Genomic DNA, 14,491 nt, shown 5'->3' with positions numbered 1-14,491 from the left:
ATTGCATTGCAAATTGAATCACAGATTGCATTGCAGATTGCATGTAAAAAACGAGACAAAAGGAATGCAGGAATGCTGGCAGAAGAAAGAAAGCTTGAGCCGATTCATCCTACCCGATCGCTGCACGGAAATGAACCCCTACTGCTAGACCACCAGACCGTTTGGCAGGTACAATCCGGCTCGCTGGCGCTGTTTGCTGTGCCAATGCAAGATGGAATTCCACGCGGGCGGCGGCGATACTTGTTCAGCGTCAACGCGGGCCGGGCCGTATTTGTAGCCGACGCAGCCGAGTCTGGCGAACCGGGGTTATCGCAGCCCTGTCAACAGCCGTGTCAGCAGCCGTGTCAACAGCCGTATCAACTAATGGCAGTGGCGCTGGAAGAGACGGATTTGAAAGGGCGATCGCCCGCTGAATTCCTCCAATGGCTGCACGACGAACCACAGGCTGCCCAGCAGCAGCTTGAGGGCTGGGTGCATCAGTTGGGCACGACGCTGGCAAGCATGACCGCAACTATCTTGCCAACGCCCCTCGATCGATATGGCGTATTGGGCATAGGCGAGGTATTTCAGCCTGCCCAGGGTGCAGTGACCTGGGTGCGCGTGCTGCAAGGAACTGCGCTGCTGCAAGGGGTATCGAGTTTGCCGCTGAAACTGGGGGTGTGGCTGCCGCTGGAACGACATCTCTGGCTACAAGCTAGCGATATTGTAGAATTAGAAACCAGCACCAGTGATGCCCGATCGGCGATCGCCCTGGTGACTGGACTAAGCCACCTACAAGCAATGGTGATGCAGGGAATCCAGAGGCTCGAAGCGCAGGAACAGGAGCAGGAACTCGCACGCTATTGCGAACGGCAGCATCTCAATACAGAAGCCGTAACGCGGACGCTGGATGAACTATCGACCGTGTTTGATGTTGCACCGAGATCTTCTGCGAATTCTGCACAAGAGGCGATCGCCACGAACCCGGAAACGGCGCTACTGGAAGCGGCCGGGGCTGTGGGGCGGGCCCTGGGGATTGCCATTTCACCCCCTGGCAAGTCAGAAGATCTGCGGCGGCTGAAAGACCCCATCGAGGCGATCGCCCGTGCCTCCCATATCCGCATTCGCCGCGTCACGCTGCGAGAGAGCTGGTGGCATCAGGACGGCGGCCCGCTGCTGGCCTACTCGCTGGAAGACGGCCGTCCTGTGGCGCTGCTGCCTCGATCTGCCTCGCGCTACGAACTGCTCGACCCGCTGCGCCAAACCCGCACGATCTGCGATGCCCGCACTGCGGAAACCCTTGCGCCCACCGCCTACACCTTCTATCGCCCGCTGCCACCCGTCGCCAAGCCCCTAGCGCTGCTGAAATTTGCCCTGCGGGGACATTTCAAAGAACTGTGGGTTGTGCTGCTGGCGGGGCTGGGCGCAACGCTGCTGGGCATGGTCACGCCCCAGGCAACGGCCCTGCTGATCGATCAGGCCATTCCCGATGCCAACCGCAGTTTGCTGCTGCAAATCGCGCTGGGGCTGCTGGCTACGGCGATCGGCGCGACCCTGTTTCAGATTACCCAGAGCATTGCGCTGATGCGGCTAGAAACCGTTGCCGATGCCTCGACCCAGGCGGCAGTGTGGGATCGACTGCTGGCGCTGCGGCTGTCCTTCTTTCGGCAATATTCCATCGGTGATTTAAGCACAAGAGTGTCTGCCGTCAGCCAAATTCGGCAAAAATTGGGCAATACTATTCTCAGAAGCGTTTTATCTGGTATATTCTCGCTTCTGAACCTGTTTTTGCTGTTTTACTACAGTCCACCCCTAGCGGCGATCGCCCTCCTCGTTGCCCTAATTAACATCAGCGTGACGGTCATCTCCAGTATCCTGACCCTGCGAAAGGCGCGTCCCCTGCTCGATCGCCAGGGCAAACTGCAAGGCATCATGAGAGAAATCATTAACGGCGTGGCAAAATTTCGCGTTGCCGGAGCGGAGACTCGCGCCTTTGCCTACTGGGGACGGCAATATAGCCAGCAGTTGAAGCTAACCCTGGCATCCCAGGGCATTGAAGACAATCTGGCGGTAATCAATAACCTGTTATCTGCCTTGACCCCAGCCGTCTTGTTTGCATTCACGGTACAGTTACTTCAGCAATCCCAATCCCAGGACGGCAGCTTTTCCATCGGCACGTTTCTAGCATTCAATGCCGCGTTCGGCACGTTCATCGGCGGGGCGACCAGTCTCGGCACTACAGTAATCGATGTGATGGAAGTGCTACCCATCTGGCAGCGGACATTACCCATTCTTCATGCCGTACCAGAAGTGGCGGATGACAAGGCTGATCCGGGTCGTTTAACCGGGCAAGTTTCCGTCGATCGCGCGGTGTTTCGCTATCGCGAAGATGGACCGCTAACGCTGGATAGTGTCAGCATTCACGCCGAGCCGGGAGAGTTCATTGCGCTGGTGGGCCCATCGGGCAGCGGCAAATCGACGCTGTTTCGGCTGCTGCTGGGCTTCGACACGCCAGAGTCGGGTACGGTCTACTACGACGGGCAGGACTTGTCTGGATTAGACATGCAGGCTGTGCGGCGACAGCTTGGCGTAGTGCTGCAAAATAGCCGCCTAATGTCTGCGTCGATTTTTGAAAACATTGCCAGCGGTGCGCTAATTGGCATGGAGGAAGCCTGGGAAGCAGCCCGCATGGCAGGACTGGCCGATGACGTGCAGGCAATGCCAATGGGAATGCACACGGTCGTCAGCGAGGGCGGCACAAACCTTTCGGGCGGACAGCGCCAGCGCTTGCTGATTGCCCGCGCCCTGGCCCTGCGTCCCCGCATTCTGCTGTTTGACGAAGCCACCAGTGCGCTAGATAACCGCACACAAGCCATTGTCAGCGAGAGTCTGGATCGCCTCCGCGTGACGCGAATTGTAGTGGCACACCGTCTCAGCACGATTCGCAATGCCAATCGCATCTACGTGCTGCAAAACGGCCGCGTCATGCAGAAAGGTGACTTCGAGGCGCTGGCCACCCAGCCTGGATTGTTTAGCCAACTGATTCAGCGCCAGCGCGTTTAGCAAACTTGCTAACCAGTTCACCCCGTCTCAGAATTCCATGAAAGCCTTTTCGCCACCCGTTTGCACCAGCGTTGCCTACCAGCGATCGCCCCAATCCACGCCGCCCAGTTTTCCCCTAGCTACAGGATTCTGGCTGCTCACAATTCCGCTGCTGAGCGCGGCGATCTCTGTGTTCATAAAGCAAAAGCGCGATCGCCATCGATGGCAGCAAATCAATACGCTAGAGCGTCTGTTTCAAGATGCGGGCTAGTCCTCTGGCAATTCACCAAAGCGTTCGCGATAGCGTTCCAGTTTCTCTTCCAGTTCCTCTACTTTTGCCTCTGCTTCCTGACGGCTCAGCGTTTCCTGCCGTAGCGCATCTGCCATTTCTTCAGGAAATCGGGCGCAGTGCGGGCACGGGGATAGCCCTTGGCATAGTACAAGAACTGGTTCCCCAAGACGGTTGCCCGCTGCCCACTCAGGTATTGCTTCAGCACTTCTAGCGTGATCAGCAGCGCATACAAATGATCGAAGGTTTCTGCCACAGGAGATCCATCCCCAGTGGGATAAACAATATCTGTAGCAATATCTGTAGATTGGCTAGCCGTTTTGGGCGCAGAAGAAGTCGTCATCGCACAGCACCAGCGCAATATGCTCTAGCTTAGCGCAGTGCCGCATCAGGTGGTTTTTGGCGGAGTATCTTCCCTGTATCGCTTCTGCTTAAACTACTGCTGCTTAAACCACTGCTACTACGCCCGCGCTCTCATTCGCCAGCCGATCGACCGTACACAGTGCGTAGGTTCCGGGCGACAGGGTAAGCTGTGTTGTAGTGGCAGGTAAGATACTTTGCAGCGTCCAGGTGCTTCCTGCTTGGCGATAGAGCGTCCAGGAACGGACACTGGCGGCGCTGCTCCAGACGAGTCGATTTCCCAAGACGCGCACATTTTGCGGCGGCACGGGGGGCAAGCTGCGGAGCCAGGGCATGACGGGCGGCAGGGCGGCGGTGCGGTAGATATTGGTCTGGAGGCGATCGCCAATGCCCTCGCGATTCGTCAGCAGCGCCTTCATGCTATAGAAAATATTGCCGAGGGCGAGTTTACTCTCTAGCTGGCGCGTGATGGCCACCTGCCGTTCGATTTCGGTCACGTCCCAGGCTTTGCCATCAAGCTGAGATAAGTTATTGCCAGGGTAGATATGACGCTTCTGGATATTCTGATCTGCCCACCATTCCAGCAGCACGGGATAGCTCTGGGCGGGTGGGTCGATGCGCCAATAAAGCTGCGGTGCGAGGTAATCGACCCAGCCCTGCTGGAGCCACTTCAGCGCGTCGGCAAACAGTTGGTCGTAGGCATCGAGTCCTTGGATTTGCGGCGGCTGGCCGGGGCGATAAATTCCAAACGGGCTGATGCCAAATTTTACGTGCGGCTTGGTGGCTTTGATGCTGCTGGAAAGGCGCTGCACTAGGCGATTTACGTTATCCCGCCGCCAGTCCTTCAGGGAGAGCGTGCCGCCGCTATTGCGATAGGCCTGATAGGTTTTGTCGTCGGGAAAGCTCTGCCCAGCAATTGGGTAAGGATAAAAATAATCATCCAGGTGAATGCCGTCCACGTCGTAGCGGCGCAACACGTCCAGAATCACGGCATAGGTGCGTTCCTGCACGACGGTCGCGCCGGGGTCCATCCAAATCTGGTTGCCCCAAGGGTAGACCACATCAGGATTCGTCGCCGCTAGGTGGGGCGAAACGTTGACCGTTTGCTGAGACGTGCGGGCGCGATAGGGGTTGAACCAGACGTGAATTTCCAGATTGCGCTGGCGACACTGGGCGATCGCCCATTGCAGCGGGTCGTAGGCGGGGCTGGGCGGTTTGCCCTGAGTGCCCGTCAGCCAAAAGCTCCACGGCTCCAGCGTTGAGGCATACAGCGCATCCCCTTCAGGGCGAATTTGCAAAATCACAGCGTTGAAATGGAGCGATCGCAGTCGGTCAAAAATGGCAATCAGTTCTGCCTGCTGCTGGTCGGTGGTCAGCGTGCGGGCGCTGGGAAAGTCAATATTCCACACGATTGCCACCCACGCCGCCCGAAACTCGCGCCGATGCGACACTGCGACCGTCCGCACCCAGCGCACAATCCACGCCGACTCGATTACCGGAACCTGGCCCAAACGCACCAGTGCTTGATACACAAAGCTAGCCGCCTCGGCCCGTGTAGCCGCTTGCTGCGATCGCACTCGTTTCAGGTCGGGATGGTTTACGACCAACCCCGTTTCCGTCGCCGTGGCGATCGCCCGTCTTGCCCAGTCGGGGATCTCGCCCGCATCCGCATATAGGTCGAACAACAGAGCCTGACCCGATGCCGCAAACCCCAGCCCGCTCACCAGCGCCACCCAAACCTGCACGCGGGCGATCGCCTCTGCGGGACGAAACGATCCGTCAGGATAACCGGACATGAACCCGGTTTCGTAGGCCCAACGAATCGCAGACGCAGCCCAAAAACTCTCCGACACATCCTGAAACGGCACGTAAGGTCGCTTGGGCGCAACGGAAAAGGCAGAACGCAGGAGGGATGCAAACTCAGCGCGAGTAATCGTCTGCTCAGGGCGGAATGTGCCGTCCCCAAAGCCCCGCACAATGCCACGCTCGGACAACGCCTCGATAAACGCTTTTGCCCAATGGCTTTGGATGTCAGAGAAACTCATTGAAACTCATTACTCGTCAGGCTCCCAGACTCGTCAGGCTCCCAGTGGGGCTGGATTCAGTTTTACCAGGACTTACGCACTTACGATAAGCTTTCTGGGTTTTGGACGATTTCTCGCGGGCGCAGGCCGTGAGAAATCGTCCAACTGCGTCAGTCCTATTTACTTCAAGGTCAGAAACTTCTCCAGGGCGCTGACGAGTGACGGACTCCAGCGGCGGACATTCGCAACCCAGTCCAAATCTTTGTATCGTGCATCCAGCCCAACGGCGGCATACCAGTTGCTTTCGGCTTCGCCCTGGTTGCCCGCGACCCAGAGGGCGGCGGTGAGGGCGGCCCGCATGTCGGCAAAGCGGGGGTATTTGCGGACGAGGTTTTTCATGGTGCGGATGGCTTCGTCGATCTGCCCGGTTTCGTAGAGGGCGATCGCATAATTGGCTCTGGCAAAGGCAAAATCGGGCGCGAGGTCTGCCGCTTTTTGGTAGTCTGCGATTGCCGCCTCCCAGTTGCCCTGGCCAGCCTTGGCGTTGCCCCGATTGTTATAAGCAGCCGCGTCGTTGGGGTCGAGTTCTAGCACCTTGTTGTAGTTGGCGATCGCCTCTTCCCAGCGGCCCAATCCCTCCAGCGCCGCACCCCGATTGAGGTAGGGATCGGGAGCATCGGGAGCCAGTTCGGTGGCTTTGTCAAAATCGGCGATCGCCGCTTGCAGTTTGTTCTGGCTGACGCGCGAGTTGCCGCGATTGCTCCATACGGCCGCGTTGTCGGGCAACTGCTCCAAAATTTCCGTCCAATAGGTTTCTGCCTCTGCGAAACTGCCCCGGTTGGTTGCGTCAAACGCTTTTTCGCGCAGCTCGCTCAGCGACGGAAGCTCGACCGGAAGCGGTTCCGGTGATTTTGTTGGGAGCGCCTCAGCCGCGATTCCAAAGGGCCACGCGCCCAGCCAGAACAGCGCTGCCAGCAAACATGAAAAAATGTAAATCAGCATAGGCTGATCATGACAGGTTTGGGGGTGCAATGCAAAGGGCAGGAGGGATGGGAGCCAATCGCAGGACTTAGGTCGATTCTTGATTTTGGATTTGCGATTTTGGATTTTAGATTTCCAAAGCCTAATTCCACAGCCTACCCATTTCACAGCCTACCCGTTCCACAACCTAATAGTTATCCCAAAGTTCGGATAGCGTGACCACGCGATAGTCCTTGCGCTGCAAGTAGTCGAGCAGCAGGGGAATGGCGGCGGCGGTTTTTTCGGAGCGCTCGGCAGAGCCGCCGTGCATCACCAAGATAGCGCCAGGAAACACGAAGCGCGACACATACCAGGCGCTAAATAGGGCGTTGTCTGTTGGCTTGAAGGTGTCTACAGGAATCATGGAGGCCAGGGCAAACCGGGGTTCGTAACCGGGCATGGCTTGCAATTTGGGAACCATGCTCTTGGCATATAGCCCGCGACCTGGGCGATACCAGCGGATGGGCTGATTGCAATCTTTGCAGATGCGGTTGTGGGCTTCGCGCATTTGCAGGGCAAACAGTTCGGGGTGCTGGAGGGCGGTCGTGTCGTCTACGATGCCGTGGTTGGCGACTTCGTGCCCGTAAGCGCGAATGCGAGGAATAATCGTGCTTTCGGGGCTGAGGTGGCTGGTGATAATGAAAAACGTGGCCCGTACATGGCGGTCTGGATCTTCGATCTGGCGATTGTGTTCAGCGATCGCCTCCAAAATCTTTTGGGTAGACTCATCCTCTGGTTCACCGGGCGTGGGCACGTCGTCGATGGTCAGCGTCACCACGCGCTCGGTGGTTTCTTTATAGAACAGTCCGTCCGGAAAGGCCCGCGCTACCTGCTGCACGAGCCGCTGCTGAGCAAGCCCCATAGCCTCTCGCACTCAAAACAACGTACCTTTCCATAGTAAAGAGTGGGGAGCCTGTCGATAAATCCCAAAGATCCGACCCTGCTTGGTTGCCTGAATTTGTTGCCTGCATTTGTCGCCTGATTCGTAATCAACGCCAGATTCGTCAGAAGACTTGCAAAGTCTAAGATAGCGCCTGAAGCCACCTGCGACGACCAGAGGCTACCAAAGGCTACCAAAGGCTAGAACAGGCAAGAGGCTAGAGGGCGATCGCCGACACCTCCGACTGCACGCCGCTCAGATCATCCGGCTGCCACACCTGCCCATCCAGCGCCATCTGCTCAATGCGACTGGCCAGCCGCAATGCCTTGAGGGCCTGTTCGCCGCCTACCGAAGGCTGTTTGCCACCGCGCACACACTGCACAAAATGCTCTAGCTCGGCGTGTAGCGGCTCGATGTTGCTGGTATACACTTTTTCAATTAGCCCATCCTGACGGTAAAGCACCTGCCCATAGTCGGTTCGATAGTTGGCCGTCGTCTGCCGATGGATCAGGATTTCGTTGTTCAGAAAATCGGCTTCCGTCAGGGAATTCTTGCAGTGGGCAGCGATGCGACGAATCTTGCGATGGGTGACCTTGCTAGCAGTCAGCGTGGCCACAATGCCGTTGGCAAAGCCCAGCGTCGCCGTCACATAATCTAGATAGCCAGAATCCGACGCGCGGCTGCCGCTGGCGGTCAATCGCGTGACAGGCGCAGCGGCCAGTTCCAGCAGCAGGTCGATATCGTGGATCATGAGATCCAGCACCACCGACACATCATTGGCCCGCTGGGAATAGGGACTCATGCGGTGAGCCTCCAGCGCCAGCAGTTCCTCTGTTTTCAGCACCTTACTGAGTTCCTGAAACGCCGGGTTAAACCGTTCAATATGCCCCACTTGCAAGATGCAGTTGGACTCGGCCGCCGCGTTGACCAACAGCTCTGCCTCGGCAATGCTGGCGGCAATCGGCTTTTCGATTAGCACATGCACCCCCGCCTGGAGACAGGTCAGCCCCACAGAGTAGTGCAGCCGGGTGGGAACTGCCACGCAGACCGCATCTACGCATTTGAGCAGTTCGCGATAGTCTTCAAAAAATCGAACCCGATACTTGCTTGCCGTATCCAGCCCTCGCTCGACGTTGACATCGGAAATGCCCACCAGTTCTACGTCCTTGAGCAAGCTGAGGACGCGGGTGTGGTGCTGGCCCATATTGCCAACGCCGATCACGCCAACTCGAATGGGATCATGCGAGCTGCGTGGCGCTGAGGTATCCGCAGTTCCAACAAATCCGTTTTGCACGCCTGCACTCTCCTACACCACAATCGCTAATTTGGAGCCGCTGTTCTCTTGGAGCGCTGACCCAATCCATTGCTCAGGAAGGCTTGGGGCCGCTGGATATGAACGGGACAGTTTGAAGAAAACTTACAAATCTTGACAAAGTTATGATATCAGTAGTCGTCTTTATTCTGGATGGCTGATGATCAAGATATAGTTTCACTTGTGTCAGTTTTTCCTGTGTCGGTTTTTCTTGCGCTAGGTTTCTGCTGGTTCACTTTTCTCGATGACCTGCTGACTTCTCGATAACCTGCTGACTATGGCTTGTCTTGCGGTCTGCCTAGGGCGTGTCTTAAAGCCTTTTGATCCCCCTTAGCCCCCCTTAACGAGGGGGGAAACGGGCAAAACTGCTCCGGAAGTCCCCCTTGTTTCTAGCGAAGCGGCGCGTAACCGCGGGGATTTAGAGGGATCGACTCAGGACATTGAACGACCTAGAAAGTTTTAAGACACTGCCTAGCCAATTCCAGGTTAATTTTATAAGGCTGGTTTACCGGAGCTGCGGGTCGCGGGTTGGCTTGTCTGAATCTGACCATGAAAGACTGCTGTTCCATTCTGAAAGTTCCGCTCTGAAAGTTCCGTATTACTGGGCTACGCCACAAATGCTCCATCAAACAGCCCCCACACGCTCTCCCAAGATCGCAAGCATCGCCTTTAGTCCGGCTTAGCATCTGGCAAGGCCGAAAGTATCTAGATTTGGTTATCAAGCAAGCTGAGGACGCAGTAGAGAGGCGATCGCCCTTCCTGGCGTTTGGGTCGGCTCGGTTGGGAAAAATTGACGGATTCTGACAATCTTGGCTTAGGCTAGTGGAAATCGGTGGAAATTATTGTATTTATTGTACTAACTCAATGGTTCTGAACTCAGGCTCTCCGCAATGCCTCTGACGATTCTGGTAGTGGATGATGATCTGGGCACCCGGCTTTCGATTGGCGACTACTTAGAGTTGTCTGGCTATCTTGTGGTGATGGCGGAAAACGGTGAGCAGGCCCTGGCCTTGGTCGATCAAGTGCAGCCGCATTTGATTGTGACTGACGTGGCCATGCCCCGGATGGATGGGTTTGAGCTGGTGCGACAGGTGCGATCGCAGCCCGCGCTGCGGCTTTTGCCTGTGATTTTTCTGACGGCGCTGAGCCGCACAGAGGAACGCATTCGGGGCTATCAGCTTGGGTGTGATGCCTATCTGCCGAAGCCATTTGACCTGAAGGAGTTGGGGGCGGTGGTGCGAAATTTGCTGGAGCGATCGCAGCTGATCCAGACCGAATGGCGACGGCAGATCCGCGCGTCGCAGGCGGCGGAGTCTGGCACGCATCGATCAGCCGAGGAGCCGTCCGCTGCGGAACCAGAGAGCGATTTGGGTCTAACGCTGCGAGAACAGGGGGTACTGTCGCTGCTGGCGGATGGTCTGTCGAATTCACAAATTGGCGATCGCCTCCACCTCAGCCCCCGCACGGTCGAAAAATACGTCAGCAGCCTCCTCCGCAAGACCAACACCAGCAACCGCGCCGAACTCGTCCGCTACGTGATGGATCACCATCTGGTGGAATAGCCCCAGTGGAATAGCCCTAGTGGAATAGCGGCTACTGCACTACTGCAATGGCATTGCCAAAGGAGCAGTTTCGACTTGAGCGCTTGCGTGAATTTGCTTTAGGGCAATTTTTTATGGCAATTTAACTTCTGAATTTGCGCGGTGCGGTTTATTATCGCAGCAACGGCCTGGCGGTCAGCAAGATCGCCCATTGCGTTATTTAGGAGTGAAATCATGGCTGATACAGCGTGGAATCAGGCGGCTGAGCTGATCGGCGGAGCTTTTTCGCTACAATCTGATGCATTTCGGCGGGCTGTGACACTGCCCGGCGGCTTTTGGCTGGCGCTGCTAATTGTGCTGCTGGCGGGGCTATCGCTAGGGGTGGGGCAGAGCATCATTCTATTTGTCAACCGCGTCAAGCCCAGCCGCTTTGTCTTTAGCCTGCTGCTAAATGCTGTTCTATTTGCCTTTGGGTTTCTGTTTCTCGCCCTCAGCACTTGGCTCATTGGGCTGCTGCCGGGGTTTGTGCGGGTGCCCTTGCCGACGCTGGTGACGGTGCTAGGGCTGGGCTATGCGCCGCTGCTGTTTGGGTTTCTAGGAGCGCTGCCCTACCTGGGCTACCCGATTCAGAATTTGCTGTCAGTGTGGAACTTGCTGTCGATGCTGGTAGGGGTTGCGGTGGTGGTTCGGCTCAGCGCCAGCGAAGCCCTGGCCTATGTGCTGCTGGGCTGGGTCGTCAAGCAACTTTTGGAAGGCACGATCGCCCAGCCGATTGCCGAGTTTGGTCGCCGTCTGGCCGATCGCGTGGCGGGGGTCGAACTGGCTAAAGACTCTCGTGAACTGCGGGAGCGCGTTTTGTCTGGGACCCGCCCCGCAGAGCCAATTATTCCCCCGTCGGATGTGGCTTTGCCGGAGGTGCGTCAGTTGGTGGCGGCTGCGGGACGATCGCATCCGGAGGCGGCTCGCAGCGTGTCTCAGGCGGTGCTGGAGCAGCCGTCTTCTGGCTATTCGCTGCGTCCGGTGGACGTGCCGGAAGCAAATGACCCCGTGTTACAGCTTGACTATCAAACACGCGGCGTTCCCCAGGTGGTGAAGGTGGTGCTGGGGCTGTTGGCGCTGGCGATCGCCTTCTGGCTAGTTTTTGTGCTGATGCGCCCAGTGCGGGATGGGCTGTTTGGCTGGTATAACGGCCTGCCGACCCCGTTTCGTCTAACGTTTGATTTAGCCTGGATTGGCGTGGTGGCGACGGTGTTTGCGGGAATCATCGCGCCGCTGGAGTCGCTGGGCTGGTGGGCCGGTTGGTATGGCGACGAGTTGGATGCAACAGCGGTGAATGCATCTCTACATGGGTATGAGTATGGGCATGAAAATGAGTATGAAACTGCTCAAACCAGCTTGAAGGGGTTGCAAGCGGGCGATCGCCCCGGCGCCGCGGAGCAATATCGCCCTGACCCCTACATCCCGCAAATCAATCATTATCTGGTATATCTGGACGGCATTGCCCAGTCGGGCGAAGAATACACCCCCGATATCGAAGACTTTTTGAATGCTCTCAAGCCCGCTCTGCCCAAAGATGTAGAACTGGTTGAGGGTCTGATGATGTATTCGGTGCTGAATCGCCCGCTGTATGAAGACCGGCCGCTGGCGTTTTTGTGGCGACTGGCAGACAAGATGCGGTGGAACAACCCAGCGGCGCTGCTGGGGATGCTGGTGAATCTGCGAAACGTGCTGATCGTGGCGGTGTCGTCCGATAAGCGCTATGGCCCCATCTATAACCAGGGCATTGCCCAGGTGATTTTCGACGGGCTGGTGCGCCGGGGCTATCGGCCCGGCAGCCGTGTGCCGATTACGCTGCTGGGCTATAGCGGCGGTGGCGAAATGTCTGTGGCGGCTGCGCCCTACCTAAAGCGGTCTACCAATGCTCCCATCGACGTGATTTCTCTGGGCGGCGTAATGAGCGCCAACAACAACGTGCTGGTGCTGGAGCATCTTTATCACATCGTCGGCGATAAGGATGTGGTGGAGCGGGTCGGCCCCATCATCTTTCCTGGCCGCTGGAAGCTGTTTCCGCTGTCCTACTGGAATCGGGGCAAGCGCAAGGGCAAAGTCACCGTTCTCTCGGCTGGGCCGGTCGGTCACCAAGTTCCCGGTGGATATATGGACCCCCAGGCAACGCTACCCGACGGTCGCACCCATTTGCAGCAGACCATCGAGACGATTCTGCAAATTTTGCGGGGGGAGGCGCTGCGGGCCGGCGACATGATTCCCCAAACGCCCAGCAATTATGCCCTGTACCAGGCAGCCGCGTTCAACCGCCCCGACTATTATCCAATCGCCCAAACTGTGGACCCCCAGTGGTATCGCCCCATCGGTGAGTGGATGGGTCGGCTCATTTTGCCTAAGCCAGAAGAGCGATCGCACGTCCAGGGAACCTGGCTGGAGGTTCACCACGCCCCAGAGGGCTACCGCTACTTGGTGGGAGAGCGAGTACGGCTGCGCTGGGTAGACTACCCCAATGTGCAAAAGAGCATGAACTCGGTCGTGAAGGATGTCCACTTTAGCGCCGAGGCAGAATTCAGCAGTCGCTACGGCGGCATGGTGCATCCCGATCGGCTCAACCACTGGCGGCGGGTGAACGCGCTGGAGTCGCTGGCGGCGGGGCATCCGGTGGATGATCTGATCGTGCGGCTGGAACCGCCTGTGGTGGTGCAGGGCGACGTGCTGCTGATTGCCGATACGCCTGTGCAAATTACGGGACGGTTCTACGCGCTGGTGCGATTTGAGCAGCCAGTGGCGGGTAGCGACCAGTTTGTGGTGACGCATTTTGACCGGGCAACGCGGCAGTTTAGCGGCAAGCTGGAAACGATGCGGCTGCCAGAGGTGGTGTTGGCCAAGGCCTATGGCAGCTATCCCTCGACCACCCGCGACCTGGAAAAATCGCCCTACAACGAGACAGGCTGGTACGTCTACGGCGCGAAGGACGCGGCGGGTGCGTTTGTGGTGCAGGCGATCGCCCCCCGTGCCCTGTTCCGCCTGCAACCCGAATCGGTGCTGTTTGGCAGCAAAGCAGCCTACCACTACATCCGCAAGCAGACCTGGGCGGACATCGCGGCCCAAAAGGGCAAGATTGCGTCGGTGCTGTGCAGCGGCCTGTCCAACGGGTCGGATGCGGCAATCCAGGCGGCGATCGACGAATGGCGCGTGGGCGACGAGGCGCTGGTGCTGCATACCTACGGCGGCATCGGCGGCGAGAAAAAGGAACCCGCCGCGGCCACGCCGATTTTCTTTGGGCACTTTGCCTACGGCGTGGCGACCGTCATCCACGAGCCGCTGGCGGACGAACGCCAGTTCGATATTTGCTATTACCAGGTCTATACGCAAAACACCGACGGGCTGGTGGCAGGCACGCTGCACTGGTCGCGCTACTTGGGCGATCGCCAGTTTGGCTGGCTGGGCACGCGCCCAATCTGCGACCTGCTGATCAAGCTGCCCGCCTACACCAACCCTTACAAAATCGGCAATGTCTTGGTTTCGCCGCTGGACTTGCTAGAGCGACAGTTGCAGGTGATGACGGCCCGCTATCGAATTGGCGACGGCACGGGCGGAACCTATGTCAACGCCGCCTATAACTGTTCCCAGGATTCCAATCAGGCGCTATTTGCCAGTATTCGCAACACAGAACGCACCCTGCGCGAAAATCCCCGCATTCTGGAACTCTTGCTGCAAGAGCCAGAGCAGGCGCGACAGTTTCAGCAGCTTCGAGAATTGGGCAAGGATCTGGAAGGTAAGCTGCAATCTTTTGGCGGACTGCGACGCGACTGGGAACGCAGCGAGTACAACCTCGGCAGCACGCTAGAAGACTATCCCTTGCGGAACCTGTGGATTGGGCTAGGCAGTTGGCGAACCATCCTGCCGCGCAAAGCTAGTGATGCGATCGCCCATGCGTTTCTGAAACATGGTGCATCCATATGGGTACTGCGAACGAACCAGGTCGGTGGATACGATCCAGATATTGAACCGATTGCACCGATGACGCTATAGCAT

8 protein-coding genes and 1 pseudogene are annotated in these 14,491 nt (G+C 57.7%); 4 read left to right on the top strand and 5 right to left on the bottom strand.

Features of this window, described 5'->3' with window-relative positions; all coding sequences use genetic code 11:
- The first annotated feature begins 72 nt into the window (after positions 1-72).
- Together JTM80_RS20020 and JTM80_RS20015 are read left to right on the top strand one after the other, a co-directional pair.
- Positions 73-3,042: an NHLP bacteriocin export ABC transporter permease/ATPase subunit gene (locus tag JTM80_RS20020; RefSeq protein WP_205370162.1), complete on the top strand. Its 2,970-nt coding sequence runs from the start codon at positions 73-75 to the stop codon at positions 3,040-3,042.
- A 37-nt stretch (positions 3,043-3,079) separates the two neighbouring features.
- Entirely contained in the window at positions 3,080-3,292 is a 213-nt protein-coding gene (locus JTM80_RS20015) for a hypothetical protein (RefSeq protein WP_172356663.1), read from the top strand.
- A 121-nt stretch (positions 3,293-3,413) separates the two neighbouring features.
- On the opposite strand, the pseudogene JTM80_RS20010 reads toward JTM80_RS20015, so the two are convergent.
- From JTM80_RS20010 to JTM80_RS19990, 5 genes and pseudogenes are all read right to left on the bottom strand, one after another.
- A pseudogene (locus JTM80_RS20010) lies at positions 3,414-3,653 on the bottom strand (Uma2 family endonuclease); the annotation flags it as partial.
- A 103-nt stretch (positions 3,654-3,756) separates the two neighbouring features.
- Positions 3,757-5,715 carry a family 10 glycosylhydrolase gene (locus JTM80_RS20005; RefSeq protein WP_172356665.1) on the bottom strand — a complete coding sequence of 653 codons (1,959 nt, stop codon included), beginning with the start codon at positions 5,713-5,715 and terminating at the stop codon, positions 3,757-3,759.
- Positions 5,716-5,874: 159 nt separating this feature from the next.
- Positions 5,875-6,696, bottom strand: a complete 822-nt coding sequence (locus tag JTM80_RS20000) for a tetratricopeptide repeat protein (RefSeq protein ID WP_172356667.1) — start codon at positions 6,694-6,696, stop codon at positions 5,875-5,877.
- 166 nt (positions 6,697-6,862) lie between these two features.
- Positions 6,863-7,576, bottom strand: a complete 714-nt coding sequence (locus JTM80_RS19995; RefSeq protein ID WP_205370160.1) for a polysaccharide deacetylase family protein — start codon at positions 7,574-7,576, stop codon at positions 6,863-6,865.
- 235 nt (positions 7,577-7,811) lie between these two features.
- Positions 7,812-8,888, bottom strand: a complete 1,077-nt coding sequence (locus JTM80_RS19990; protein WP_172356671.1) for a Gfo/Idh/MocA family protein — start codon at positions 8,886-8,888, stop codon at positions 7,812-7,814.
- 908 nt (positions 8,889-9,796) lie between these two features.
- Here JTM80_RS19990 and JTM80_RS19985 point away from each other — a divergent pair.
- Together JTM80_RS19985 and JTM80_RS19980 are read left to right on the top strand one after the other, a co-directional pair.
- Complete coding sequence (locus tag JTM80_RS19985; protein WP_172356673.1) at positions 9,797-10,468, top strand: response regulator transcription factor; 672 nt, start codon at positions 9,797-9,799, stop codon at positions 10,466-10,468.
- A gap of 213 nt (positions 10,469-10,681) precedes the next feature.
- Positions 10,682-14,488: a CAAX protease gene (locus tag JTM80_RS19980; RefSeq protein WP_172356675.1), complete on the top strand. Its 3,807-nt coding sequence runs from the start codon at positions 10,682-10,684 to the stop codon at positions 14,486-14,488.
- Positions 14,489-14,491: the final 3 nt, after the last annotated feature.

The organism is Thermoleptolyngbya sp. PKUAC-SCTB121, assembly GCF_016919485.1.
Classification (GTDB): Bacteria; Cyanobacteriota; Cyanobacteriia; order Elainellales; family Elainellaceae; genus Thermoleptolyngbya; species Thermoleptolyngbya sichuanensis.
Note: the sequence above shows the minus strand (reverse complement) of the source record. Positions and strands in the feature narration are given on the sequence as shown.